This window comes from Nocardia brevicatena NBRC 12119, from assembly GCF_000308495.1.
GTDB lineage: Bacteria > Actinomycetota > Actinomycetes > Mycobacteriales > Mycobacteriaceae > Nocardia > Nocardia brevicatena.
In genome coordinates this window covers 110,687-136,388 of the sequence record NZ_BAFU01000052.1, presented here as the reverse complement: position 1 = coordinate 136,388, position 25,702 = coordinate 110,687, and the positions used below count along the sequence as shown (strand labels likewise).

Below are 25,702 nucleotides of genomic sequence, written 5' to 3'. Positions count from 1 at the left end.
CGGCACTTTTGGGGAAGTCATCGGCCCACCCGCACCCGGTTGGGGATCATCACAATCCAATAACGGTGGAAGCCGCCGGGCGCGTATTTCCCGGCACCGCATCCGCGGAGACACCACGACGGCGTCTCCTCAATTAGACCTGAAACGGACAAGTCATACGGCCGCCGATCTCGAGGGGGTCACCCGCCACCGCGCCCGGTAGGACAGACCGGGGCTCGTCCCTACCGACGCGCCGACGAGCGTGTCCTCAGGGACGGGGTTCGGTCCCGAACGGCCGATCCAGCACCCGCGGTTGTCTACGCCGCAGCGCTGTCAACAGACCCACCGTGTACTCGGGCGGGGCGGCATGCACCGACAGCTGGTTGGCCACCGCGCGGTAAGCGTCGAGATCGGCACGTTTGTCCAGGTACAGTGCGCCCGTGAGCTGTTGCAGATACACGATATCGGGCAGGTCGGGCTCGGCGAATCGCAGATAGGTGAATGCGCCGTCGGCCACAGCCGGGCCACCGACGTGATCTGCCAGCACCTGAACGGTGATATTAGGCCGACGTGCGGCCGCCAGCAGCGCATCGATCTGCTCGCCCCATACCCGGGAACCACCGATCCGCCGAGCCAACGCCGCCTCCTCCACGATCAGCCAGAGATGCGGCGGGTCCGATCGGGTCAGGATGTGCTGGCGACGCATCCGCAGGGCGACACGCCGCTCGATCGCTTCCTCCGACTCGTTCGGGTGCGCCAAGGCGAGCAGGGCACGCGCGTATTCGGCGGTCTGCAACAGCTCGGGTACGGCACGCGGTTCGTAGCAGCGGATCATCTGCGCCGCCTGCTCCAACCCCAGATACATATCGAACCATTTGGGTAGCCAGTCGCTGTCGCGATGCCACCACCCCGAGGTATTCGCCTGCTTCGCGAGTTCGACGAACGCCTCGAGCTCGTCTTCGTCGGTCACCCCGTACAGTCGAAGCAGGTCCAGCAGATCACGTTCTCGGATACTGGTGCGCCCCAGCTCCAACCGACTGATCTTGGAATCCGAGCCGCGGATATGCGCGCCCGCGTCCTCCCGGCTGATCCCACACGCCTCCCGCAACCGTCGCAGCCGGCCGCCGAGCACCATGCGCAGAACGGTGGGACCACCCTCGACCGCGGTGCGTGCGCCGGTTGACTTATCCGCCGACGTATCCACTTGCGACACCGCCCGCACTCCCGAAGCACCCATTATTCGAGTTTCGCATGAAGCGCATACCGAAAGCCAAACGAAACCCGTTTGCTCCTAACGGTATTCGCGCCGGCACAGGGAGAGCCGCCACTGCGGTCGATTCAACGGCCCGACGGTCATGGCGCAACCGGCCCCGATCCGCGCACGAACCAGACCCCCGGGCTCGACGGCTTTCGGGCTCGCCACCCGCAACAAGGCGATTCGACCCGATTACCGCGTCAGACCGACGAACCACACCTACTCCCGCAACCGTATAGCAATCCGCCATTCGAAGATCGATACCGAACGGACCGAAAGGCCCGGTCGTTCGATCGAACCGCCACCTCCGCCGTCCATATCGGTAAGCCGCTACGCCAGGAAAAAGCCGAGCATCCATCCGAAATAACCACTTTCGGTATACCACAGATGGGTCGGTCGGACGCGGCGCCCGGGCATGCCGCACTGGTGATCGACACCCAGGGGTGCCGCAGCCGCCCTGTGACTTACCCAGGGAGCGGACAGGAACATGTTCCCCCCAATGGTGGGGGCCTACCGTTACGGGTATCGGCGTCCACGCGGATGCCACGGGAAGGGAGACGGGGACATGGACGCCACTGCACCGATCACCGCCCACAGCCGCGGTGCCGGCGCCATCGGCACCGAAAACGATATCCCCACCCGCCGCGTGCGGATCTATTTCGAGGGCTCGACCCCCGAAGATGCCCTGGTCCTCGAATACGCGGCCACCGATACCGAGGCCTGGGAGTTCACCTCCGCCGCGCTGCATGCCGGACTTGCCGTGACCGTCGACGGAAAGGTACGCCCGGGGCTACGCCGCCTTCCGTGCCACACGCTATGGCGCTGACGCCGATCAGGACGGGGAGAACACTCTCTCCAGGAACGCCAGCACATCCTGCAGGGCGTCGTGCGCCGTGGCGATGTGATCCCCCGGATACAGCCGCACTGTGAAATCCGCCCCCGAGCGGTACAGGTCGGCGATCAGTGGAGCGCTCAGCGGGGCCGGCACCTCCCGATCCGCCAACCCCTGGCCGAGAAACAACGGCACCGAGTACCCCGAGGTCGGGATGTGCAGCATTTCCCGGGCCTTGGCCACCACCGCCGGATCGTCGAGCTGTCGGCGCAGCATGGAACCGATGGAGACATTCCGCACCCGCTCGTCGGCGGCGGCCACGCACTCCGTCTCCACGATCCGCAACACATCCAGCCCGGTGGGGGTCAGATAGCTGTCGATATCGAGTTCCGGAGCGGCGGCCCGCATCCCGGCGAGCAGCATGGCGAAGTAAGTGGTGGTTCGGCGCAGCGGCAGCGGCGGCACCAATGGCCCCGCCACCGGTAAAAACAGATCCAAGGTAGCGGGCGCCCCAGTCGACGCGGCACCCCGGAAATCGAGATCGGGCGCATCGGTCTCGGCAATATACGCTGTGACCAGCGCCGTCTGTCCTCCTTGGGACTGTCCCAACACCGCCCACCGCGTAGCGAGGCCCGGCACCGACGCCCGCGCCGCCCGTACCCCGTCGATCACACTGCGAGCCTGAGCCGGGCCGTCCAGGTATGGATGTACGCCGGGAGTACCGAGACCGACATAGTCGGAAACCACCACGGCGTAACCCGACGCCAGCAAACGGGAGAATACGGGTTCCACCCGGTAGTCGTACGGGGACAGCGTCAACGCACAGTGATCCGCGATACCGACGGTGCCGTGCGCATAGGCCAGGATGGGCCATCCCCCCGCCGGCGGCGTCCCCGGCGGGACATATACCGACGCCGTACTCTGCATGGGCCCCCGGGGACCGCGCGACCAGTAGGTCAGCCGCTGTTGTTCGGCTCCGGCCGCGGCCATGCGCGCCGAATTCGGAAGCGGCACCATCTCTGCCACCGCGCCCGGGCTCTGTGGAGCGGACCGAGCAGTCGCGGGCTCGCCCAGAGTCATGACCAGGACACCCACGGCCTGCACCACCACCGTTACCATCCGCCTCCGACGCATGGCCCGACTATGGTCATCGAGAGGTCTCCCGGCAAGACACCATTATCGGTGGCGTATCGGTCGGTGATTCCGCAGTCGGTGCCGTATGCGTACACCGACGCCCTAAGCTCTGATTTCGGCGACACAGGCCGTCCGCGCTCTCGAGAGGACCCCTATGCGACGTATCGCCGTCCTCGGCACACGGCCGGCGTCGATCGCCGCACTCTCGCTGCTGTTCACAGTGGTAACGGCGGGCTGCGGCGCGGAGGAGACGAACACCGCACCCACCACGCCGCCGCCGACCACGACAATGTCGACGCCCACGGTGACCCCCACGGCTCCCGGACCGATCGCCACGACCCCGACCGTGGACCCATTCGCGGATGTTCCCCTGATCGACCACGTGGAGTGGGTACAGGCCGTGGACGGCCCTCGGTTGCTCGTCCATCCGTCGCCCGCCGGCCGCCGAACAACGTTCCCCGGATCGGACGAGCGCGCCTGGCGCGAGGTCTTGACCGCCGCCCCGAACGCCAACACAGCGGGAATGCGGGACCAGTTCATCTGCCACTGGGTATGGGCTCGGCTCGTCACTCCGGACAAACCCACCTGGAATCTGGAACCATGGCGTCCGAACGTCGGATATGACGCCACCGTCGAAGCGGCGTGCAATCCCGGCGGACCCGAACGTTGATGCGAACCGAGGAGGCCCGAATGCGCATCGTCATCGCGGGTGGGCACGGCAGGATCGGCCTGCTGCTCGCCGAGATGCTCACCGGCCGCGGGCACAGCGTCGCCGCCCTGACCCGCAATCCCGAACATGCCCCCGAGATCTATGCCACCGGCGCGGAACCGGTGGTGTTGGACCTCGAACGCGCCGAGGTGGCGGATCTCGCGGCGACCGTGCGCGGTTCGGACGCGGTGGTATTCGCCGCGGGCGCGGGAGTAGGTAGTGGTGCGGCACGCAAGTACACCGTCGATCGTGACGGATCGGTCCTACTGGCCGAGGCCGCGGAACGAACCGGGACGCGCCGTTTTCTGCAGATCTCTGCCATGGGTACCGGCCTGCCGCCGGCTCCCGGCCGAGATGAGGTGTGGGCGGCCTATATCGATGCGAAAGCCCAGGCCGAGGAGGACCTGCGTGGCCGCGATCTGGACTGGACCATCCTGCGTCCGGGACGGCTCGTCGACACGCCCGGTACCGGGCGGGTCACGCTGGCCCCACCGCGCCTGCCCCGGGGCGATATTCCCCGCGCCGATGTTGCCGCGGTACTGATGGGACTCCTCGACGCCGAACATACCGCCGGCAGCACGGTGGAGCTCGTCACGGGTCCCACGCCGATCGCCGATGCGATTGCCGCACTTGCCCGCTGAGCTCCCAGAAACCCCTGGGCAGAACAATCGATCGTGCAGATGTACTTGCATTTGAAAGCACCATCGCCCTACACTCATTCGCACACCGCTATACAGGGGATAACATGGGGAGGCCGCGTGAGTGAGCCGATGGTCGAGTCCACCAGTAATCTACTGCCATATCAGCACGGAAGTCGTGGTGACCAGGCCCGGTTCGGTGGCCGTTCGACAGGAGTCGACCCCTTCCCGATCAGCCACTCGGCGAACGGTACTGATATGAACACACTCTCAGGCTGCAACGGCCACTCCGTCACTCCGTCATCCCGGGAGACCGCCGTCGAATTCGTCATCGACGCGATCGAATCCACCGGCGCGGCCACGCGTGACGATTTCGATATCGATCGGATCGTATCGACCGTCCACGCCCTTGCCGACGATTGGGACTTCAACGCCCTGCAGCCGGCTACGTTCTGGCGCGTCGCCTCGAGCTGTATCAAGGCCTGACCCGACGCCGGCACTCATTCCGACTCGGTGACGGAACCGCCGAGCCGGAAGCTTTATCTCCGATAAAGCCATTGGCGGCGGTTGCCGACCGCAATCGAACGATTCGGCACACAACGGAACGGCCATGATCGAGGAGCGATCGTGGCCGTTCCGTTGTGTGCGCTATCCGTGATCGGAAGCGCTGCCCGGGCTTTCGAATCAGAGGCCTTTTGTGTAGTCGGCGATGATTTCGCGGGACCGATCCGGCGGCGCCGCCTGCACGCTGAGGCGGTCCATCACCGACAGATACAGCGCCAGATCCTCACGGCGATCCAGATAGAGCGCACTGGTCAACTGTTCCAGGTAGACGATATCGGGGAGCTCGGCCTCGGCGAATCGAAGAATGGTGAACGAACTTCCCGCGGCCGCATGCGCTCCCGCGGAGAATGGCACCACCTGGATGGTTACATTCGGCAGGCGGGTGAGATCGAGGAGATGCTCCATCTGCTCACGATGCACCCGCGAACCGCCGACCGGGCGCTGCAGGGCGGCTTCGTCGATAACCGCCCAGATGACGGGAGGGTCGGCGCGGTGCAGGATTTCCTGCCTCCGCTGGCGAAAAGCGACCCGGCGATCGGTATCGCCGTCCTCGTACCCGAGAGTGACCACCGCCCTGGCGTAATCCGGGGTCTGCAGCAGTCCCGGCACCAGATGGGCCTCGTACGTACGGATTTTGGTGGCGGCCTGTTCCAAACCGAGATAGGTACCGAACCAGGATGGCAGCAGATCGCTGTACCGATGCCACCAACCCGGTTCATTCGCCCGGCGGGCCAGGTCGAGAAATGCCTCGCGTTCTTCCGGGTCCGTAACACCGTACAAGGTCAGCAGATCGCGGATATCCCGCTCTTTGAAGCCGGTGCGGCCGAGTTCGAGCCGGCTGATCTTCGCATGCGACCCACGAATCGCTTCCCCTGCGGCGTCCCGAGTGATGTTCTTGCTCTCACGCAGTCTGCGTAATTGGCCGCCCAGGGCGATGCGCAATACGGTAGGCCCGCGATCCGCATCGACCGGTTTTATGCGACCACTATCATCGGGCTCTGCGATCATGGAGTCGTCTCCGATACTTGGTTAACCCACAGTGCGCCGCCCACACGCCCACGGCCGCACCGCACCGACGGCCCATGTTACATCTCAACCGGCCAGATCGTCGAACTCTCCGGCCTTCGCTCCACGCAGGAACGCATCGATCTCGGGGCGCGTGTAGAAGAGCACCCCGCCTTCCGGGTCGCGCGAATTGCGCACGGCCACCAAATTGTTGCTGGCCTCGGCGAACTCGACGCAGTTGCCGCTCGGGTTGCTGAACGTGCTCTTACGCCAGGCGCCGACGATCCGGTTCGCGGTTACTTCCGACATAGGACCCACTCCTTGCTTGCACAGCATGCTACGTCACTTCCGATGGATAGTCAGTTCTTACAGATGCACGCTCAAACGTTCTTGCATCTGCATCGACATCTGGACGATAGCACGAAGTTCGCCGCAACGTGTCAACGGATTCCGCCTACCCTCCACAAGCGTGTACCCACACCGTCGTGAGAGCGACGGCGGTTCGCCCGGGCACCGATCGCCTCCCGCATCCACCTATGGAGGGAGTGCGAATCTTGTACTGTCCCAGGGCAAGGACGGTTCCATCACCTTTGCGGCGCCCGCCGACCCACGTCGGAACCCGCCCCAGACCATGCTTGCCTAGGAGTCACACCATGTCCGATGAGCATCACCCCGCGATACGTACCGATATCCCCCATTCGGCCCGAATCTGGAACTATTGGATGGGCGGCAAGGACTACTACGAAGTCGATCGCGTCGCGGGCGACGCGGGCATCGCCGTGGACCCCGACATCACCACGATGGCCATACAGTCACGGCAGTTCCTGATCCGCGCCGTGCGGTTCCTGGCCGCGGAATGTGGAATCCGCCAGTTCCTCGATATCGGTACCGGCTTGCCGACCATGAAGAACACTCACGAGGTGGCCCAGGACGTGGCGCCCGAATCCAAGATCGTCTACGTCGACAACGATCCACTGGTGCTCGCTCATGCCCGGGCACTGCTGACCAGCACCTCCGACGAGGGGGTCACCACCTATCTGGACTCCGATTACCATTATCCCGAGGTCATCGTCTCCGACGCGCGCAACGTGCTCAATTTCAACAAGCCCGTCGCGGTGATGTTCATGGGAGTCCTGGGTCATGCCAAGTCCTACGAGGATATGCGTCGCATCGTGCACACCGTGTTGGACGCGACGCCGTCGGGCAGCTACCTGGTGCTCTGGGACGGCACCGACGACAGCGAGGCGTATGTGACGCTGTGCCATAACTACACCGATACCGGGGGCGTCCCCTACAGCCCGCGGCCGCAGGCCGAGATCCGCGCTGTTTTCGACGGCCTGGAGCCGGTGGAGCCCGGGTTCGTGTCCATCACTCAATGGCGTCCGGACAACAGTGACCTCGGCGAGGTCCGGCCCATCTCGGCCTACGGCGGGGTGGCGCGCAAGCCGTAATCGGAGGCCGCATTCCGGTAGCAGAACCTCCCACGCGTACAGCGGCGGTCGCGGGCTCGAGACCCGCGTCCGCCGCTGTCGTTTTCGGCGATGTTTTTTCGGATGTTCCTTGCAGATGTTCTTGCATCTGTAAGGAACGTCTGCAAGACTCGACGAAATAACCCGGGGAGGTAGCCGGGGAGTTGTCCCGGCGCGGCACCACACCTCTCCTACACGTCGGACGCGAGGGGCAGTCGAATGATCCAGCCATTCCGAAGTCCCCACCGGACCGCCTTCGGAGGCGCTTCCGGTGTCGAGAATCTGGGCCACCATCGTGAGCCGCTGCGCCACTATCCGGCACCCGAATTTCCCACGGCCGATTGCAACAGTGAACCGCCCGTGCTCACCTACCGGCAGGCTCGCGAGATACTGCACGTGCACGATGTGCACGGTCCCCAGTGCCGCCAGTGGCTCGCCGCCGCAGCCTATCTATCGGCCGGGCTGGACGACGAATAATCGCCGCCACGCGGGCCGCATCGCTCCATCCGAGAACCCGATGCCGATTCGTGCTGGTCAACGGTCGAATATCGAGAGATTCTAGAATCCCGTCATCTTTTGGATGGTGCACAATGCGAATCGCCGAGATCCTGCGTACCAAAGGTAGCGATGTCACGACGGTCCCGCCCGAAACCAGTATCCGCTCGCTCCTGGCGGTATTGACCGAGCACAATATCGGTGCCGTTGTGGTCTCCCCGGACGGTAACCATATCGCGGGAATAGTGTCCGAACGCGATATCGTCCGCGCGCTACATCTATACGGCGCCGAACTCTTGGACTCTCCCATATCCCGGATCATGACCGCGCAAGTACGCACCTGCGCACCCGATGATCACGTCGACGGACTGCGACGCACCATGACCGAGCACCGCGTTCGACATCTTCCGGTGGTCGCGGACGGCCGCCTGGTCGGGATCGTCAGCATCGGCGACGTGGTCAAGAGCGCCCTCTCCGAACTGGCCACCGAACGTGAGCACCTCGTCGACTATCTGCAGGGTAGCTACTGACGAATCCGGCGGCCGAACGGCATGCGCTACCAGTCGCTGGAAGCGCCGAGGTCAGCGGACAGCCAACGTTCCGGCCGCACGGACACCACCACCTGGTCGCCGAACGATGCCGCGTAGGCCAGATACGGCTCGACCTTCTCCGGGGGCAGGTATCGGGCTGTCATCTCCCGATGCCGCGCCTCGGTCATCGGCTCGACCGAGATCACCGGGCCTTCCACGCTCACATAGCGGACGGTGGGCTCGAGCCGTTCGACCATGAGGCTCACCCTGCCCGCCGCGCGGATACGACGCATCTTCTCCGATTCGGTTCCGGTGAGAAACCAGACCTGGCCACCCGGGGCGTACTGATACCAGATGGGTAGGGTCAGTGGACCCCGATCCGATCCCGCGCTCACGGACAGCGCGGCGATATGCGGTTCGGCGAGAAACTGTTCGCGTTCTTCGACGGTGAGCGGCATGGGCCGCACCGTAGCGCAACCCACCGACATATGAGACGCTCCGGCGCAAATGCACCGAAAGCGGTCGGTTCGGCTCGGGCCGAAGCGGCACCGTATCCCAAAGACCTTGTGAGGCTGCCGCTTCGAGGAGCGACATGCGTATCGTTATGGGTGTCGAACAGGTCCGGCGAAGGGAGCGTCATGGCGGGGTCACCGACGCGAGCCCCGAACCCGACCCCGTCCGTCGACGTCGAAGCGGATACGCCGGGCCGGCCCATATCCGCGGGTGTGCGGGCTTTGTTCCCCGCGCTGGCCGAGTCCGACAAGGTGTATCTGGACAGTGCCGCCACGACTCAGAAGCCACTCCTGGTCATCGATACGATTCGCGACTATCACGCCTCGCGGACGGCGAATACCGCCCGAGGGACCTACCCGTGGGCGACCGTCCTCACCGAGCGGATCGCCGCGATCCGCACCCGCGCCGCCGGGTTCATCGGCGCCGAGCACCCCGACGAGGTGGTCTTCACCGGCGGTGCCACCGCCGCGCTCAATGCCGTCGCGCTCTCCTGGGGGCTCGCCGAACTCCGCGACGGTGACCAGATCCTCTACAGTCCACGCGACCACGCCGCCAATATCTACCCGTGGTATCAACTGCGCGATATCCTCGCCCGGTTCGGCTGCCGAATCGGGCTGGTGCCCTACCGGGTCACCGATCTGGGTGAGGCCGATATCGCCGATATCGCGGACAAACTCGGCCCACGCACCAGGTTGGTGACCGTGAGCCACCTTCATCATGTCTTCGGCGGGCTGACCACGCTCGAGGAGCTCCGGGACAGCCTGCCGCCGGACGTGCTGGTCTGCTTCGACTGCAGTCAGAGTGGCGGTCATCTACCGGTGAACGTCACCGCCCTGGGCGCGGATTTCGCGGTGTTCGCCGCGCATAAGATGTTCGGTGCGCCGGGCACCGGGATCCTGTACTGCCACCGCCGGGTGCACGGACGGCTGCGCCCGTTCCTCCCGGGCGGCAATTCCGCCGTGCGTCCGACCGGAACCGGGCTCGAGGCCGGGGCGATGCCCGGGCTGATGGAGGGCGGTACTCCCAATATTCCGGGGATCCTCGCCCTCGGTAGTGCCCTGGAGGTCCTGGAATCGTTCGATATGCGGGCCGTCGAGGCGCACAATCGTGAGCTGACCCTGCGCTCGGTCGCCGGCCTGCGGGAGATACCGGGTGTCGAACTGCTGCCCGGGCCCGGACACACGCCCTGCGCCACCGGTTATGGCATTGTCTCCTTCACCCTTGAGGGGATATCGGCAGCCGATCTCGGGTTCGTACTCGGCGAGCACGGTTTCCTGGTCCGCTCCGGCGCGCACTGTATCCCGGGCGGCGGCCCGGATCCGGAGTCGGTTCGGGTGAGCACCCAGGTCTACAACACCCGCGACGAGATCGATCGTTTCACCGAGTGCGTACGGACCATCGCCGAGGAGGTCATGTGAACACCGAGACCGCCGCCCCCACCGCCGAAACGGCCGCCCGGTACGACCGCCGCGCCGCTTCCCGAATCCTGGCCGAACTCGCCCGCCCCGGGCTGTTCACGGTGCACGAGCCCGGACCGGCACGTCGGATCGAGTACACGAGTACCCCGGTCCGGCCCGAAGCAGGCAGCCATCTGACCGTCTCCCAGCGGCTGTATCTACAGCGGTTCATGCGGCCGTGCCGGGCCGATGAGATCACCAGCGCCACCCACCGGCTGACCTGGACCGATAGCGACGGAGTACCGAATACCGGATATTACCGCTCCGACGGACTCGGGCCCCTCGTGCCGATCGTGATGCGCGAGACGGTGCTCGCGCTCTGGCACGCCCTGGCCGCCGACACGGGCCTGGCGGAGCGGATCACCGGCCTCGGCCCGGACGCCCACGCGGTGCTGGCGGCCACTACCACCGACCACGAGCCGATGGACATCTTCCGGGTGGGTGTGGAGGCGACGGGACGGGCGCTGGCCCAGCACGCGCTGGTCGCCCGGCAGACGCCCTATCGCACCCCCACCGAATTCGCCTGGGGAATCCACGACTCCGGGATATTCTCCGCGGTCGCCACCCGCTGGTATTGGGAGTTGCAGGCCTCGACCTACCGTCGCGGGATGATCCCGGTGACACTGCTATCCCAGCCCGACGGGACGGTACGGTATTCGGCGCAGACCGTGGCGACCCTGCGGGCGATGAAGGACGCCACCATCGCCGACGCGCACGCGGTGATGCGGCGCGCCACCACCGAGGAAGGGTTGAGTGTGGACGCAGCAATCGCGAAATACCACGACGACCTGGACTTGATCTCCCGCCAGTACGCCTTGCTGCCGCCCGGCACCCGGCCGTCCTGTCTGGCGGCGGTGCCGCATCGACTCGACGACGAGCACTACAGCATCCTGCCGGTGGTGGCGCGGCGGTTCGTCGAGGTGTTCACCGAACTGACCGAACGGTGCGAGGTGATGGAGGTGCCTCCGGCGGCGGATACGTTCGACGACGGGCCCGCGGCCGTGGAGGACCGGATCTTCTACGTTCCGGATATGACGTGCAAGCACTGCGTGCGCACAATCGGCGGGGTGTTGGAGTCGATGGACATCGCCGTGGTCGATATCGATCTCGACAGCAAACGCGTGGTGGCGGAGTTCCGCAGTCCGCGCAACCGGGCACGTGCCTTCGAGGCCCTCCGCGACGGCGGTTACAACCCGGTCGGTGATCGTCCGGACGCCGACCGCGACGTGCCGGGTACACCGCGGTGAGCGGTCCAGGTCCGGAACCGGCGGCACTCGCGTCCGCGGAATCGCCGCCCGGGCTACCCGCGCTGTGGCATCCGCTGGTTCGCGGATTCCTGGACGACCACGGGGCCCTCGCGGAGGTGGCGGCGCGTTACGGATCGCCGGTACATCTGCTGTTTCCCCAGGTAATGGCGGAGAACATCGAGCAACTGCGCGGTGTGCTCGACTCGGCGACGGCCGGTTGGCGGATGTACTACGCGCACAAGGTGAACCGGTCGCGGACCTTCGCGCGGACAGCGGCGGAGGCCGGGATCGGCATCGATGTCTCCTCGGCGGGAGAACTGGCGTCGGCGCGGGCGGCCGGATTCTCGGCGGACCGGATCGAGGCCACCGGCCCGAAGGGTGCCGGGTTCCTGCGCGCGTTGGTCGGGACCGGAGTGACGGTGAACGTTGACAACCTCTGGGAACTGGATACGCTCGCGCAGCTGACCGATCCGGCCGCCCCGGTACCGACGCTGGTGCGGGTCTCCGGATTCGAGGGATCGCAGCCGAGCCGGTTCGGGGTTCCGGTACACCGGGCCGATACGGCGCTGACAACGCTGATCCGGTATCGGGACCGGCTCGATTTCCTGGGTTACGCCTTCCACCTTGATACCGGAGAGACCACGGAACGGGTGCGCGCCGCCGATACCTGTTTCTCCCTGGTCGAACGCGCCTACGAATACGATCTCCTCCCGTCGGCGTTGAATATCGGAGGCGGTCTGCGGCAGGTGTTCACCGCCGATGCCGAACGCTTCGACCACTATGCGCGGGCCCTGCGAGACGCGCTCGCCGGACGTGGGGAAGCGATGAGCTGGGGGCACAACACCTTCGGCTACCACATGGAAGGCGGCGTGGTGCGCGGGACACCGGTCTTCCACAAGTACGCGAACACCGTGGCGGCGGACCGCATGCTGGCGGACCTACTGGCCGCGCCGCTGGAGCGACAGGGCGGACGCAGCGTGGCACGGGTGGCGGGCGACAATCTGCTCGACCTGTGGTTGGAGCCGGGTAAAGCCCTGGTCGATCACGCCGGGGTGACGGTGGCGCGGGTCGAGTTCGTCAAGGAGGCCGCCGACGACAGCGTGCTCGTCCACGTGGACCTCAGCCGGGACCAGGTGACACCGGCCGACCAGGAGGTGATGGTGGACCCGCTGGTGTTGCCGGGTACCGGGCAGGCGCCGGAACCCGGTGGACGGGCGGTCGGGGTGTATTTCGCCGGACGGTTGTGTCTGGAACGGGATCTGATCACCGCTCGCAAGGTGTGGCTGCCGTGGCTGCCCCGAACGGGGGATCTGGTGGTGTTCCCGAATACCGCCGCGTATCACATGGACCTGTCGGCCGCCGCGGCGGCGATGCATCCGTCGCCGGAGAAGGTGGCGGTGGTCCGTCGGGGCCGGACCTTCACCACCTGCCCGGACGCCGACTACATACCGGTCGAAACTGTCCCCTCCCACAGCGGTGTGCGTTCGGAGGGTGCCCCGCTTCCGCCCCAACGACACACCACTGCCGAGGTCCCGTGACGATCTATCACCACATCACCGAGCTGATAGGCAATACTCCCCTCCTACGCTTGGACCCCGGCGTCCACGGGCTCACCGGCGTAGAGCTGTACGCCAAGCTCGAATCGCAGAACCCGTTCGGGTCGGTCAAGGACCGTATTGCCTGGGGCATGCTCCGGGACGAGCTGGACTCCGTACTCGAACAGGACCAGACGCTGATCGAAGCCTCCAGTGGCAATACTGCGAAGGCACTGCGAATTCTCGGTGCCGTGCACGGCATCGAGCTGCGGGCGGTGACCAATCGGATCAGGGTCGCCGAGGTGCGGGATCTGTTGCGGTTGCTCGGCACTGACATCGTAGAGCTGCCGGGGTTGTCCGAATGCCCCGATCCCACCACACCCAACGACGTCTATTCGGCGATCGATGCGACCATGGCCGCCGAGCCGGGGCGGTTCCGTCATCTGTCGCAGTACACCAATGAGAAGAACGTGCAGACCCACTACGACGGAACCGGCCGGGAAATCCACGAGGATCTCACCGCCGTAGGTGTCGCTCGGGTGGATTATCTGTTCGCCGGTCTCGGCACCACCGGTTCGAGCCGCGGCGCGGGCACCTATCTGCGTAAACACCATCCCGAACTGCGGACGGTCGCGGTGGTGTCCGAACGCACCGATTTCATCCCGGGAATCCGCTCGGAACGAGAGATGTGGGATGTGGGCCTGTTCCAGCCGGAGTTCTACGACGAGATCGTCACCGTGGAGTCGGGTCGCGCGGTCGACGCGACCCTGGAACTCGTCACCGGGTACGGCGTACTCGCCGGCCCCACCAGCGGCGCCGCCTATGCCGCGGCTGTGGACACCCTCGCGGCCGCCCGCGACACCACCGGCATCGAGGAGCCGATCGTGGGGATCGTTATCGTCTGCGACCGGCTCGAGCCCTATCTGTCCTATATCAAGCAGCGCCGGCCGGGACTGTTCGGCCGGAGCACCCGCCGTTATACGCCGTCTCCGCAGGAGGTGGCCGCCGCCCCGTCCCTGTCCCCCGCCGAATTGGCCGAACTCGACCGCACCGAGCGGATGGTGATCGTGGACACCCGCGGCGCCATGGCCTACCGAATCGCGCATATCCCCGGCGCGCTGAACATCCCCGACGACCGGCTCGACGAACTGCTCGTCCACGGCACCCCCTTCTCTCGGGCGTATCCGGTGGTGTTCGTCTGCCCCACCGGCGAATTGTCCCGGCAGTTCGCCGCGGCGGCCCGGCATACCGGGCATACCGCCTACAGCCTCGATGGCGGGATCGCGGCGTGGCGGGCAGCGGGACTGGCCATGGAACGCGGGCGCTGAAATACACCCGGCGAAGTACTGTGCCCCGCCGTACGTGCCGTCCGAATGCCGCCTGCCGTTTCATCGCCGCCTCGGGAGCCATGGCAGGGCGCAGGTACGCGGCCGCGCCGAGCAGTACCCACAGGGCACCGACCACCCATCCGGCCGGCACATCGGTCGGCCAGTGCACACCCGGATAGGTCCGCGACAGACCCACCAACCCAACGAAGACGAGCGCGCCCGCCACCACCGTCACGGCGATCGGATATCGTCTCGCCCGCCACACCGCAAGAGTGGCGAGGACACCCACCACCGCCGTGGAGCCGAGGCGGCGAGGACGGATGCGCCGGGTCCGCGACGGCGACCGGTCGGCCCTCGACGGGCGGGCGCTCGCGTCCGATGAGACGCTCGAGCACGCGCACCGACATCGCCGCTCCCAGCCCGACGCCTGCGACCAGGCCGAATCCTGCCCCCTGCCCACGCCGGGCGAACCGTACACAGGCAAGCAGCGTGAGCGTCCACATGGCGACCACACCGCCGAGGTGGGTGACGACCGTGGCGCACTCGGTGAGACCGTCACCACGCCAGGGCATCACCAGCAGCGGCGCATCCATGTCGTTGTGCGCACCACCGACGACGGCGTAGCCGGTCGACAGCACCACCGCCGCGGTCAGGACGAACGTGAAAGTGAGCGTTCCGCCGGATTGGCCACTCTCCGGGGCCGGTCCGGACACCACCGGCCCACGGTCCGGTGCGCGGAAGACGGACAGCGCCTCCGGAATGCCGGTGACAGTGAGTTCCTCGATTCGGTGCACGACTTCCCCATTGGTGGCGACAGCAGCGCCGCCACGACCAACCCGGTTGATCGTGATTCGCGCTGATACTCAGCCGCCGCAGTATCCGATCGGCGCGGGTCGGCCGTACCCGGGCACTGCGGTCCACCAGTAGACGGTCCAGGGTTCTCATGCGGGCTCTCCGTTCCGAGCCCGCGGGCCGGCCGAATCGGTGTGACACTGCCGGATACCAGCGAGTCACGGCTACCGCAGAGGCCGGTCGCGGTGGATCCTCGCGATGGCCGAACGCGGTCGGGCACGGCGGCACTAATGTGAACGGGTGCATTCAGATCAGCGATCGGACGAAGCCGGGCCCCGGATCTGGGGTGGAACTACGCTCTCGGAGCGCAAACAGGCGCGTCGGGCAGCGCTGCTGGAGGCCGCGCTGGACCTGATCGGCGATGCCGGGGCGAGCGGGGTGACCATGCGTGCGGTGTGCCGGCGGGCCAATCTCACCGACCGTTATTTCTACGAGAGCTTCGGCAGCCGCGACGAACTGCTGGACGTGCTGTACCGGCAGGTGGCCGAAGAATTCCTGGAACCGATGACGGCCTTCGCGGTGGCCGACGATCCCTCACGGGACCGGGCGCTGTCGGAGATCCTGGTGGACAGGGTGCTCGAAGATCCCCGTAAGTCGCGACTTTTTCTGGTGGAACCGTATTCGAGTACCGGCCTCGGGCAGACCACGATCGCCGTGATGCCGGCGTTCACCCGGCTGATCCAGGACCACCTGTTCACCGAAATCGACGATCCGGTACGACGCCGGCTCGCCGCGGTCACCATGGCCAGTGGGAACGCGGGCATGTTCTCGGCCTGGCTCAACGGTTCGCTGCGCGCCACCCGTGAACAGATCGTTGACCATCTGGTCGCCATGCTCACCGCCTACCGGAGCCTGTATCGGAACTGATCCGGACCGAAAAACCATGCGGCACAGCGTGATCCGGTCATCGGCCGATACGGCTGCCGCGGTGACCGGAATCACGGCCGGCGGTTTCCCACCCGATACAAGTCGCTTCCCTCGATGATGGGCGCGGTCGGAGCTAGAGTGGCCATAGCGTCGGCGCGAGGAGCGGGTGTGGTGTCCATCGGGAAATTGGTGTCGTTCGACGGATCGCGGGGGTTCGGATTCATCCGCCCCGAGGACGGCGGCCCCGACGTCTTCGTTCATGTCAACGATATAGGCCTCGACGAAGACGAACTGCGACAGGGCCGGATGTTCGAATTCGAGGTCACCGAAGGCGATCGCGGGCCGAAGGCGGTCAATCTCAGCGCAGTGGGCGGTTCGCATACCGGAACCGGTGGGCGGTCGCGGAATCGAGACCGCGGTGACGGACGGCTCACCGCGGCCGAACACACTCGGCTGATCACCGAACTGTTGTTGGACGCCTCGCCCGCGCTCACAGCGGGGGAGATCGTCACCATCCGAGAGCGTCTCACCGAATTCGCCGACGAGCAGGGCTGGCTCGACCGCTGAGCCGGTGCCTCCGGTTGTTCGGGGCGGACACGCCGGGGTGTCGGCGGTCCCGCATACGATCCTGGCACCGATGAATCGGCGGCGACAACGGCGTCGATATCGGTGAGGACCCGACCGAGGAGGATCGTGTGGACCTACCGGTGATGCCGCCCGTGCGCCCGATGCTGGCGAAATCCGTGTCGTCGATTCCGCGGGGCGCCGGCCTGAGCTATGAACCCAAATGGGACGGGTTCCGCTGCGTGGTGTTCCGCGACGGTGACGAGGTCGAACTCGGTTCCCGCAACGACCGTCCGCTGACCAGGTATTTCCCCGAGGTCGCCGACCTATTGCGGCAAGCGTTGCCGCAACGGTGTGTGGTCGATGGCGAGATCGTCGTCGTCACCGAGACCGGACTGGATTTCGACACCCTCCAACTGCGCTTGCATCCGGCGGCCTCGCGGGTGACGAAACTGGCCGCCGAGACACCGGCGAGTTTCGTAGCGTTCGATCTGCTCGCCTTGGGTGATCGGGACCTCACCGAGACGCCGTTCCTCGAACGCCGCCGGCTGTTGGAACCCATCCTGGACACCGCGTTCGCCCGGTTGCATCTCACCCCGCTCACCCAAGATCCCGATATCGCCCAGGACTGGTTCACCCGGTTCGAGGGCGCCGGATTCGACGGGGTGATGGTGAAGGCCAACGATTTGCCGTACGAACAGGACCGGCGGGTGATGCTCAAGGTGAAACACGAGCGCACCGCCGACTGTGTGGTCGCCGGTTTCCGTTGGCACAAGGACGGCAAAGGGGTGGGGTCGCTGCTGCTGGGCCTTTACGATGACACGGGCAATCTGCATCACGTGGGGGTGGCCAGCAGTTTCACCGCCGCCCGGCGCGTGGAGCTGATCGGTGAGCTGGCGCCGTATCGGGAGAACGCCCTGGACGGCCACCCCTGGCGAGACTGGGCGGATGCGGCCGCGCAGGTGCGGGCCGAGGGGAAGATGCCGGGCGGGATCAGCCGCTGGACCGGGGGCAAGGATCTGTCCTGGGAGGCACTGCGACCGGAGCTGGTGGCCGAGGTGCGCTACGAGCATCTGCAGTCGGGGCGGTTGCGCCACGGCGGCCGCCTGGTCCGGTTCCGGACCGACCGCACCCCCGCCTCCTGCACCTACGCCCAGCTCGAGGAGGCCGCGCCGGCCGAACTGGCCGAGATCTTCGGCGTCGAGGTGGCACGGTGAGTGAATCGATCGAGATCGAGGTGTCCGGGCGTTCGCTGACCATCGGCAATCCGTCGAAGGTGTATTTCTCCCGCCGCGGCGAAACTAAATTGGACCTGGTGCGCTACTACCAGGCCGTGGCGGAACCGCTGCTGCGCGCCATCCGCGACCGTCCGCTGATGTTGGAGCGCTACCCCGACGGCGCGTCGGGGAAGTCGTGGTTCCAGAAACGGGTGCCGAAATCGGCGCCGGACTGGCTGCACACCGTCCAGGTCTCCACCCCCAACGGCACCACGGGCGACGCGTTGGTGGCCCACGACCTCGCCCATATCCTGTGGGCGGTAAGCCAGGGCTGTCTCGGTTTCCACGTCTGGCCCAACCGGGTCTCGGATATGCGTATCGCCGACGAATTGCGCATCGATCTGGACCCCTCACCGGGAATCGGCTTCGACGAACTGCGCACGGCCGCGGTGCGTACCCGACAGCTGTGTGCCGAACTCGGGATCGCCACCTGGGTGAAAACCTCCGGCTCGCGCGGTCTGCACATCTTCGCCGCGCTGGAACCGCGCTGGGACGGCTATCAGGTCCGCGCCGCGGCGGTGGCGCTGGCCCGCGAGCTGGAGCGTCGATATCCGGACGAGATCACCGCCCACTGGTGGAAAGAGGAGCGGGGGCGACGGGTTTTCGTCGACTACAACCAGAACGCCCCACACAAGACCGTGTTCGGGGCGTGGTGCGTACGCCCCAAGGTGGGCGCGCAGGTGTCGACGCCGATGGCCTGGTCGGATCTGGACACCGTGGTGCCCGATGAACTCACCATCGCCACCGTGCCCGCATGGCTGGCCGTACACGGTGATCCGTGGGCGGATCGGCCACCGCAGTCCATCGAACCGTTGCTGGAGATGTCCGAGCGCGATATGGCGTCCGGGCTGATGGACGCTCCGTGGCCGCCGCAGTATCCGAAGATGCCGAACGAGCCGCCACGAGTCCAGCCCAGCCGCGCCCGCGGCGGCGAGGAGATGGGGTAGCCGGGCAGTGTCGGATTATCTGCTGGTCCAGAGGGCCCAGATACCGCCGCTGTTCGTTTTCTCACAAACCAGGGCGCGGCCGTCGACGGTGCGTGCGGTAGTCGCGTCACCACGACAGGGGCTGCCGGTCTCCTCGATATCATCGGCGACCCGATAGGGGCCGGTCCACCGATAACCGGTGCGCGACGACGAGTCACTCAGGCAGAGCAGGGTGGTCCCGGCCGCGGTGGTGCCGATGAGGCCCGCCCGCGGACACGAGACCCCGGATTCCGCGACGGTGGCCTGCTCCGTCGCGGTCGTGCTATCGGCGGGTGGTTCGGAGGTAGCGGTACCGGTGGGTATCGGCACTTCGGCGTTCTGCTCCGGTGTCGACGTCGCCGGCGGTTCGTACACGGCGGTGCCGGTTCCCTGCGCGAGGTGGTTCTCGACCCGTGACATCAACTCCGAGATCGGGGCGCCGGGCAGCACTATCAGCGCGACCACCGCCGCGACCTCGGCCGCGCCGAGCAGCACAGCGGTGGTGGCCATGAGTTTTCCGCGAGGATGACCGAAGGCGAGCAGGCCGAAGACGACGGCCACCGGGAACATCAGCAGCAGGGCCGCGGCCAGGGCGACGATCGCGTAGGGATTGACCACAGGATGCCGATCACGATTTCCGCCGTCGTCCGTGTCGTCGAACCACTCGGCGGAATCCTCGTAGTAGGTCACCTCATCGGTTACCGGTTCTCCGGCGACCCGTCGGGCGGCTCCGGGCCGGTGCGGCCGTTCGCCCGGTTCGAGTTCCGGCCAGCGCTCGCGTGCCCAGCGCTGTCTTGCTGCCATTCGAGGTCCCTTCAACCATCCGTCGCGGGGCCTCGATGGCGCCGGGGGACCCGCCCGACATCGAGAAGGATAGATCCGATCGATCCGGCGGTGCCGGCGAACGCTGTCGCTGTTGCTGAGACGTACGTAACACGACACGTCCTGGTAGTCCGTAGTGGGGTATCGGAAACCGGCGGCGGGTCACCCGGTTCCGGTTCGGTGTGTGCCGGTCTTCGGCAGCGATTCGGCGACGAGGGTCATCAGCATGTCCACCAGTAGGACGTGCACCTGCTCCCGGGTCAGCGTGCCCCGGGTGATCCATTCACGTCCAGCGGCTTTCACCAGTCCGCCGTAGGCGCGGGCCAGGGCCCGCATCGATGCCCACTGCTGCGGGTCCACCGTATCGGCGGACAGGCCGATCATCAGCAGCAACCGATCGGCGGCGGCATCGTCGGCCTGGTCGAGGATCTGCTGTACCTCCGGGTCGTTACCGACGCCTTCGTGGCTGGTCACCTTCACCCAGGTGCTGCCGTGTTGGGAGATGGTGTCCAGCAGCCACCGCACGCCGGCTTCCACCCGTTCCCGGGGGGAACCGGTGGGAATCGGCACCTCCTCGGGGCGGGGCAGGGTCACCATCCGGCGTACTACCGCGAGGTACAGGTCGCGTTTATTGCCGAAGTAGTGGTTGATCAACCCGCGGGCCACTCCGGCCCGCCGGCCCAGTTCGGCCGTGGACACGGCCGCGTACGGCCGTTCCCCGAACATCTCGATCGCCTGGGCGAGAATTTCGGCGCGGCGTTCGTCGGGCTCGAGCCGACGCCGGCGCGCCGCAGCACCCGAACGCCCACCGGGCACAGTACCGGTGGGCGTGGGCCCGGAGTCGGTGTCAAAGCGAGCGGGCAATGAGATCCTTCATCACCTCGTTGCTGCCCGCGAGGATGCGCAGCACGCGGGCGCCGGTGTAGAGCTGGGAAATCGGGTACTCCGTCATATAGCCGTATCCGCCGAACAGTTGCAAACAGCGGTCGACAACAATACCCAGTTGATCGGTCAGCCAGTATTTCGCCATTGCAGCAGTGGGAATATCCAGTTCTCCGCGTAGATGTCCGGTGATGCAATCGTCCAGGAAGGTGCGGCTCACCTTGGCGATGGTGGCACATTCGGCGAGCTCGAACTTGGTGTTCTGCATGGCGAACAGCGGTTTACCGAAAGCTTCGCGCCCCTTGGTGTATTCGACGGTCAGGTCCACCGCGCGTTCGGCCATCGCCACCGCCATGATCGCGGTGACCAGGCGTTCTTGGGCCAGCATCTGCATCATCTGGTAGAAGCCCTGCCCTTCGACGCCCCCGAGCAGGTTCGCCGCGGGAACCCGCAGACCGTCGAAGAACAACTCCGCTGTGTCCTGCCCCTTACCCCCGATCTTGGACAGGATTCGGCCGCGGGTGAAACCCGGCGTGTCGTCGCTCACCTCGGCGAACAGCAGCGAGACACCGGCCGCACCCTTCTCCGGGTCGGTTTTGGCGGCGATGACGATACCGTCGCAGAGCCGGCCGTTGGAGATGAAGATCTTCGAACCGGTGATCACGTACTCGTCGCCCTCGCGGACGGCGCGGGTCGTGATGTTCTGTAGATCCGAGCCGGTGCCGGGTTCGGTCATACCGATGGACAGCACCATCTCACCGCTCGCGGCCTTGGGCAGAACTCGCTGTTTGAGGTTTTCGGAGCCGAATTCGGCGAGGTAGGGGGCGATGATCGAATTGTGTACCGGGATGCCCAGGGCGCCGTCGCCCGCGCGAACCTGTTCCTCGATGATCGCGGCCTCATGGGCGAAGGTGCCGCCTCCTCCGCCGAACTGTTCCGGGACCGCAGGGCACAGCAGGCCGAGCTCGCCGGCCCGTCGGTACAGGTCACGGTCGGGATGGCCCTGCTCGACGAACTTCTCCTCGTGCGGGACGACTTCCTTGTCGAAGAATCCGCGGGCCATTGCTCGTACCGCTTCGACCTCGTCGTCACTCCATGCGGGGCGTGCCATATCCGTCCTCTTGCTCTGCCCGGCATACCTCTCGCCGGGTCGTTCGGCTTCGACTTTCCCCCACTATTGGCGTGAAGTCAACAAGCCGGATGGACCACTGCGGCAACGCGGCACCGGCAGGACCGCCCGGCCGCCGGACCGACCGGACGCCCGCGAGATCCGGTTTGACAGAATGGGCTCTTCGCCCGCCCAGCCCGAGAAGGACCTTTACACCCCCGATGACCGATAGCAGGATCGATCCGGATGCCCTCGCCGCCTGTCTCCGGGTACTCGAACAGGCCGGCCGGCTGGACAAAGACCATCCTGACTCGGTGGCGGTGCAGCGCGCGGTCGGCCGGATGTTCAAACACCTGAAAAACGCCCGCCGCACGGCTGCCCGGCAAGCCGTGGCCGCCGCCGATCGTGCCGTGGTCGCCGCCACCGCCACCGGATCTCCCAACCGGATCGACGACGAGACCGCGGGTATCCTCCTCAGGTCGACCGCGACCGGCGCCGGCGCGGGCACACTGCTGCGGGCACGCCCCTGCTACATCTGCAAGGAGAAGTACACCCGGGTCGACGCCTTCTACCACCAGCTGTGCCCGGACTGCGCCACCATGAGTCACGCCCGCCGGGACGCGCGCACCGATCTCACCGGACGCCGTGCCCTGCTCACCGGCGGGCGCGCGAAAATCGGCATGTACATAGCGCTGCGCCTGTTGCGCGACGGCGCACACACCACCATCACCACCCGCTTCCCCAACGACGCCATCCGCCGTTTCACCGCCCGGTCCGACAGCGCCGACTGGCTGCACCGCCTGCGGATCGTCGGTATCGACCTGCGGGATCCGTCGCAGGTCGTGGCCCTCGCCGATGACACCGCCGCCCAGGGACCGCTCGACATCCTGATCAACAATGCCGCGCAGACGGTGCGCCGCTCCCCCGGCGCCTACCACGCGCTGGTGGAGGCCGAATCGGCGCCGCTACCCGCGGGAACGCTGCCGGAGACGGTCGCCTTCGGCCAGACCACGCAGGCGCACCCCAGCGCGCTCGCCGCCTCGCTGGAACCTGTCCCGACCGGGGCCGAGGTGGCCGAATTGGCGCTGATCGCGGGCTCGGCGACCCCGGAGCGGATCACCCGCGGTGTGGCCATCGACGCGGGTGGTCTGGTCCCGGACCTGGCGCACACCAACAGCTGGGTACAGACGGTCGGCGAGGTCGACCCCACCGAGTTGCTGGAAGTGCAACTGTGCAATTCGGTCGCGCCGTTCATCCTGGTGTCGCGGCTGCGTCCGGCGCTGGCGGCGTCCTCGGCGCGACGCAAGTACGTGGTGAACGTATCCGCGATGGAAGGCCAGTTCGGCCGCGGATACAAGGGACCCGGCCATCCGCACACCAATATGGCCAAGGCGGCGCTGAACATGCTCACTCGCACCAGCGCCCGGGAAATGTTCGAAACCGACGGCATCCTCATGACCGCCGTGGACACCGGCTGGATCACCGATGAACGACCGCATTACACGAAGATGCGGCTGGCCGAGGAAGGTTTCCACGCCCCGCTGGACCTGGTCGACGGGGCGGCGCGGGTCTACGATCCGATCGTCCGCGGCGAACAGGGGGTGGACCTGTTCGGATGTTTCCTGAAGGATTACCGCCCCTCCCCCTGGTGACAGGGCGGCGGAAAACGCTGTTCCGCCGGAACCCGGGCGGCTTACCCTGAACATGTGTTGTACCGGTTCCTGGCCGATCTCATCGCCGTCGTCCACCTGATGTTCATCGGGTATGTGGTGGTCGGCGGTTTCCTCGCGTGGCGTCTGCCGCGCACCCTCTGGCTGCATATCGCGGCGGCCGCGTGGGGTTTCGGGACGATCGTGATCGGCTACGACTGCCCGCTCACCCATGCCGAGAACTGGGCGCGGGAGCGGGCCGGAGAGAAGGGCCTGCCGCCCGAGGGCTTCATCGACCACTATCTGACCGGCGTCATCTATCCGGAGAGCGCACTCGGTCTCGTCCGGTTCCTGGTCGCCGCCTGTGTCGTGGTGTCGTGGGCGGGGTATGTGTGGCGGACACGGCGCGGAACCGGCGCCGCGCACGCGACCGGCTGACCGGCGTCGACCGGCCGGCAAGCTGTAACCCGTTCACTCCCTCGGCATTGGCGTGACGGACACCTACCCCGTATGGGCCCGTCACGTCGCGATGTGTGCGCTGCGGACAGTAGCCTCGATACCGTGGACGCGGGCGCACGACTGGTACGTGAGTACGAGAACGGGATCGGCGTCGACGAATCGCCTGCGGTGTACTGGCCCGATCCGGGTTCACATCTCGCGGCCACACTGCCGGTCTATCGATCCGCCGGGACTACCGGAGATCACCTGGCAATTCGCCGATACCGGACAGGGCAAGCGATCGGCACTGCTGGACCTGCGCACCGACCGAGCCCGCTTCGACACCCTGTGGGATACCGCGGACGTGCTGGTCACCGGATACCGGCCGGGCGCACTCGAACATCTCGGCCTCGTCGACCGTCCCGGCCTGGTGCACGGGCGGGTGAGCGCATGGGGCGATACCGGACCGTGGGGCGGGCGTCGCGGTTTCGACAGTATCGTCCCGGCGGCGTCCGGGATCTCCGTGGTGGAGGGTCACCCCTCCCGCGCAGGCACTCGACCACGCCTCGGGGGTATCTATTGGCCGCCGGTGTCATCGATGCGCTCGCCGCCCGTATGGTCGACGGGATCGGCCGGGATGTGCGCGTATCACTGGCCCGCACGGCATCCTGGTTGCCGGCCGCGCCCGAGCGCACCCCGGCGCACCCCCTGCCGGCGCCGCCGGATTCGGATGTCACGGTCGCCCACGGTCGGATCCGCACCGCCGCGCCCGCACTGGCCGAATATCCCGACTACCTTTTCCCGCTCCCGACTACGGCCGCGACGAGCCCGCCTGGGTTCACAGCAGCCGATAGCGGCTGGTCGGGACGACATCGATATCGCGGTCCGCGCCGAACGCCGCCACGCTCCGCATCATTTTCCCGATCCGGCGACCGAGTTCCGCTTCGTCCCCGCCGCTGCCGTAGAAGGCGTGCGGGTCGGTGAGCGCTTCGATCGGGAACAGCTCCTCGACCACGGCGGCCACTTCCGGCGCGGTGGCGGTTACCGGGCCGATGACCCGGTTCTGTACATAGCCGAACGTGGCCTGAGTGGCGATCGCGATCTCGGTGTGCCGGTTCCGCCAGTAATCCAACCACTCCTCGTACGGCTGGCCGGCGGGGCGGCGCAGGAACGCGATATTGGCCAGACCCGGTGTCCGCTCGCGTACGCCCATGGTCGGCGGCGGCAGCGGTGCGAACGTCTCCACACGCCAGCCCTCGACCCGTTCCGTGACCGGCTCCAGGGCCGATGTCACCGCCGGTATATCCACTCCGGTCGGCGCGGTGAGCACCAGGACAGCCTGGATCGGGGTGTCGAGGGTGGTGAGACGCAGCATGGCGTCGGCCACATCGGCATCGGCGATATTGAGCTGGATGGAGGCGGCTCCGGCCGCGATCAGATGCTCGGTCGGACCGGGGGCGAACAGGTCCCCGATCCCCCAGAGCGCGAAGATCAATGTCTCCGATTCCACCGCACACCACCTTTTGAAACAGGTTCTACTTTCTGGGCGAGTGTACGGCGTGGCCGAGGACAGAGAACGATTTCCCGG

Annotated in this window: 27 protein-coding genes and 2 pseudogenes; 19 read left to right on the top strand and 10 right to left on the bottom strand. The window is 66.6% G+C overall.

The window, feature by feature from the left end; translation table 11 throughout:
* Window positions 1-247 precede the first annotated feature (247 nt).
* Window positions 248-1,183 (bottom strand): Sco1979 family transcriptional regulator, encoded by a 936-nt coding sequence (locus ON20_RS12125; protein ID WP_498043793.1) that lies wholly within the window; start codon window positions 1,181-1,183, stop codon window positions 248-250.
* A 616-nt stretch (window positions 1,184-1,799) separates the two neighbouring features.
* Between ON20_RS12125 and ON20_RS12120 the strand changes: the two genes are divergently transcribed.
* Window positions 1,800-2,060 carry a hypothetical protein gene (locus tag ON20_RS12120; protein ID WP_245547187.1) on the top strand — a complete coding sequence of 87 codons (261 nt, stop codon included), beginning with the start codon at window positions 1,800-1,802 and terminating at the stop codon, window positions 2,058-2,060.
* Window positions 2,061-2,066: 6 nt separating this feature from the next.
* Here ON20_RS12120 and ON20_RS12115 read toward each other — a convergent pair whose 3' ends face one another.
* A complete protein-coding gene (locus ON20_RS12115; protein ID WP_040835300.1) occupies window positions 2,067-3,200 on the bottom strand; it encodes a lipase family protein in 1,134 nt (377 codons plus the stop codon).
* Between the two features lie 154 nt (window positions 3,201-3,354).
* Here ON20_RS12115 and ON20_RS12110 point away from each other — a divergent pair, with 154 nt between their 5' ends.
* The 3 genes from ON20_RS12110 to ON20_RS12100 all read left to right on the top strand — a co-directional run bounded on the left by ON20_RS12110 (window position 3,355) and on the right by ON20_RS12100 (window position 5,033).
* Window positions 3,355-3,870, top strand: a complete 516-nt coding sequence (locus ON20_RS12110; protein ID WP_040835297.1) for a DUF2599 domain-containing protein — start codon at window positions 3,355-3,357, stop codon at window positions 3,868-3,870.
* Window positions 3,871-3,890: 20 nt separating this feature from the next.
* Window positions 3,891-4,550: an SDR family oxidoreductase gene (locus ON20_RS12105; RefSeq protein WP_040835373.1), complete on the top strand. Its 660-nt coding sequence runs from the start codon at window positions 3,891-3,893 to the stop codon at window positions 4,548-4,550.
* 255 nt (window positions 4,551-4,805) lie between these two features.
* Window positions 4,806-5,033 (top strand): hypothetical protein, encoded by a 228-nt coding sequence (locus ON20_RS12100; protein ID WP_040835296.1) that lies wholly within the window; start codon window positions 4,806-4,808, stop codon window positions 5,031-5,033.
* A gap of 198 nt (window positions 5,034-5,231) precedes the next feature.
* Here the strand turns inward: ON20_RS12100 and ON20_RS12095 are convergent, their stop codons facing one another.
* Both ON20_RS12095 and ON20_RS12090 read right to left on the bottom strand, forming a co-directional pair.
* On the bottom strand, window positions 5,232-6,119 hold the full coding sequence (locus ON20_RS12095; RefSeq protein ID WP_051162258.1) for a Sco1979 family transcriptional regulator: 888 nt from the start codon (window positions 6,117-6,119) through the stop codon (window positions 5,232-5,234).
* Between the two features lie 84 nt (window positions 6,120-6,203).
* Entirely contained in the window at window positions 6,204-6,425 is a 222-nt protein-coding gene (locus tag ON20_RS12090) for a DUF397 domain-containing protein (protein WP_040835369.1), read from the bottom strand.
* 344 nt (window positions 6,426-6,769) lie between these two features.
* Between ON20_RS12090 and ON20_RS12085 the strand changes: the two genes are divergently transcribed.
* The 3 genes from ON20_RS12085 to ON20_RS12075 all read left to right on the top strand — a co-directional run bounded on the left by ON20_RS12085 (window position 6,770) and on the right by ON20_RS12075 (window position 8,610).
* Window positions 6,770-7,567 carry an SAM-dependent methyltransferase gene (locus ON20_RS12085; RefSeq protein WP_040835294.1) on the top strand — a complete coding sequence of 266 codons (798 nt, stop codon included), beginning with the start codon at window positions 6,770-6,772 and terminating at the stop codon, window positions 7,565-7,567.
* A 237-nt stretch (window positions 7,568-7,804) separates the two neighbouring features.
* Complete coding sequence (locus ON20_RS12080; RefSeq protein ID WP_040835293.1) at window positions 7,805-8,062, top strand: hypothetical protein; 258 nt, start codon at window positions 7,805-7,807, stop codon at window positions 8,060-8,062.
* 113 nt (window positions 8,063-8,175) lie between these two features.
* Window positions 8,176-8,610: a CBS domain-containing protein gene (locus ON20_RS12075; protein WP_040835291.1), complete on the top strand. Its 435-nt coding sequence runs from the start codon at window positions 8,176-8,178 to the stop codon at window positions 8,608-8,610.
* A gap of 26 nt (window positions 8,611-8,636) precedes the next feature.
* On the opposite strand, the gene ON20_RS12070 is transcribed toward ON20_RS12075, so the two are convergent.
* Window positions 8,637-9,068, bottom strand: a complete 432-nt coding sequence (locus tag ON20_RS12070; RefSeq protein WP_040835290.1) for a pyridoxamine 5'-phosphate oxidase family protein — start codon at window positions 9,066-9,068, stop codon at window positions 8,637-8,639.
* Between the two features lie 180 nt (window positions 9,069-9,248).
* Here ON20_RS12070 and ON20_RS12065 point away from each other — a divergent pair, with 180 nt between their 5' ends.
* From ON20_RS12065 to ON20_RS12050, 4 genes are read left to right on the top strand one after another with little or no spacing between them, the layout of a single operon-like run.
* Window positions 9,249-10,541, top strand: coding sequence for an aminotransferase class V-fold PLP-dependent enzyme (locus ON20_RS12065; protein WP_083864870.1), 1,293 nt, complete (start codon window positions 9,249-9,251; stop codon window positions 10,539-10,541).
* On the top strand, window positions 10,538-11,827 hold the full coding sequence (locus ON20_RS12060; RefSeq protein WP_040835288.1) for a heavy-metal-associated domain-containing protein: 1,290 nt from the start codon (window positions 10,538-10,540) through the stop codon (window positions 11,825-11,827). The genes ON20_RS12065 and ON20_RS12060 overlap by 4 nt, the downstream gene beginning before the upstream one ends.
* Window positions 11,824-13,365 (top strand): type III PLP-dependent enzyme domain-containing protein, encoded by a 1,542-nt coding sequence (locus ON20_RS12055; RefSeq protein WP_083864869.1) that lies wholly within the window; start codon window positions 11,824-11,826, stop codon window positions 13,363-13,365. The genes ON20_RS12060 and ON20_RS12055 overlap by 4 nt, the downstream gene beginning before the upstream one ends.
* A complete protein-coding gene (locus ON20_RS12050; protein WP_083864868.1) occupies window positions 13,362-14,690 on the top strand; it encodes a pyridoxal-phosphate dependent enzyme in 1,329 nt (442 codons plus the stop codon). Before ON20_RS12055 ends, ON20_RS12050 begins: the two co-directional genes overlap by 4 nt.
* Before the next feature lie 166 nt (window positions 14,691-14,856).
* Here the strand turns inward: ON20_RS12050 and ON20_RS38805 are convergent.
* A pseudogene (locus ON20_RS38805) lies at window positions 14,857-14,955 on the bottom strand (hypothetical protein); the annotation flags it as partial.
* Between the two features lie 7 nt (window positions 14,956-14,962).
* On the opposite strand from ON20_RS38805, the gene ON20_RS38800 reads away from it, so the two are divergent.
* From ON20_RS38800 to ligD, 5 genes are all read left to right on the top strand, one after another.
* Entirely contained in the window at window positions 14,963-15,550 is a 588-nt protein-coding gene (locus tag ON20_RS38800) for a hypothetical protein (protein ID WP_245547186.1), read from the top strand.
* Window positions 15,551-15,782: 232 nt separating this feature from the next.
* On the top strand, window positions 15,783-16,409 hold the full coding sequence (locus tag ON20_RS12040) for a TetR/AcrR family transcriptional regulator (protein ID WP_051162256.1): 627 nt from the start codon (window positions 15,783-15,785) through the stop codon (window positions 16,407-16,409).
* 168 nt (window positions 16,410-16,577) lie between these two features.
* Window positions 16,578-16,976: a cold shock domain-containing protein gene (locus ON20_RS12035; RefSeq protein WP_051162254.1), complete on the top strand. Its 399-nt coding sequence runs from the start codon at window positions 16,578-16,580 to the stop codon at window positions 16,974-16,976.
* Between the two features lie 128 nt (window positions 16,977-17,104).
* A complete protein-coding gene (locus ON20_RS12030; RefSeq protein WP_218002503.1) occupies window positions 17,105-18,190 on the top strand; it encodes an ATP-dependent DNA ligase in 1,086 nt (361 codons plus the stop codon).
* Window positions 18,187-19,197 carry a non-homologous end-joining DNA ligase gene (gene ligD / locus ON20_RS12025; protein WP_040835285.1) on the top strand — a complete coding sequence of 337 codons (1,011 nt, stop codon included), beginning with the start codon at window positions 18,187-18,189 and terminating at the stop codon, window positions 19,195-19,197. The genes ON20_RS12030 and ligD overlap by 4 nt, the downstream gene beginning before the upstream one ends.
* Before the next feature lie 15 nt (window positions 19,198-19,212).
* Here the strand turns inward: ligD and ON20_RS12020 are convergent, their stop codons facing one another.
* The 3 genes from ON20_RS12020 to ON20_RS12010 all read right to left on the bottom strand — a co-directional run bounded on the left by ON20_RS12020 (window position 19,213) and on the right by ON20_RS12010 (window position 22,030).
* Complete coding sequence (locus tag ON20_RS12020; RefSeq protein WP_040835284.1) at window positions 19,213-20,019, bottom strand: hypothetical protein; 807 nt, start codon at window positions 20,017-20,019, stop codon at window positions 19,213-19,215.
* 180 nt (window positions 20,020-20,199) lie between these two features.
* On the bottom strand, window positions 20,200-20,853 hold the full coding sequence (locus ON20_RS12015; protein WP_040835282.1) for a TetR/AcrR family transcriptional regulator: 654 nt from the start codon (window positions 20,851-20,853) through the stop codon (window positions 20,200-20,202).
* 31 nt (window positions 20,854-20,884) lie between these two features.
* A complete protein-coding gene (locus tag ON20_RS12010) occupies window positions 20,885-22,030 on the bottom strand; it encodes an acyl-CoA dehydrogenase family protein (protein ID WP_040835280.1) in 1,146 nt (381 codons plus the stop codon).
* Window positions 22,031-22,248: 218 nt separating this feature from the next.
* Here ON20_RS12010 and ON20_RS12005 point away from each other — a divergent pair, with 218 nt between their 5' ends.
* From ON20_RS12005 to ON20_RS39870, 3 genes and pseudogenes are all read left to right on the top strand, one after another.
* The gene (locus tag ON20_RS12005; protein WP_040835278.1) at window positions 22,249-23,679 is read left to right on the top strand and encodes an SDR family NAD(P)-dependent oxidoreductase; all 1,431 of its coding nucleotides are present in this window, start codon (window positions 22,249-22,251) and stop codon (window positions 23,677-23,679) included.
* Window positions 23,680-23,733: 54 nt separating this feature from the next.
* On the top strand, window positions 23,734-24,114 hold the full coding sequence (locus ON20_RS12000) for a DUF2784 domain-containing protein (protein WP_040835277.1): 381 nt from the start codon (window positions 23,734-23,736) through the stop codon (window positions 24,112-24,114).
* A 238-nt stretch (window positions 24,115-24,352) separates the two neighbouring features.
* Window positions 24,353-24,968: pseudogene (locus ON20_RS39870) on the top strand (CoA transferase); the annotation flags it as partial.
* On the opposite strand, the gene ON20_RS39865 reads toward ON20_RS39870, so the two are convergent.
* On the bottom strand, window positions 24,953-25,624 hold the full coding sequence (locus ON20_RS39865) for an EthD domain-containing protein (RefSeq protein ID WP_281032864.1): 672 nt from the start codon (window positions 25,622-25,624) through the stop codon (window positions 24,953-24,955). The pseudogene ON20_RS39870 and the gene ON20_RS39865 sit on opposite strands and share 16 nt — an antisense overlap.
* Between the last annotated feature and the right edge of the window lie 78 nt (window positions 25,625-25,702).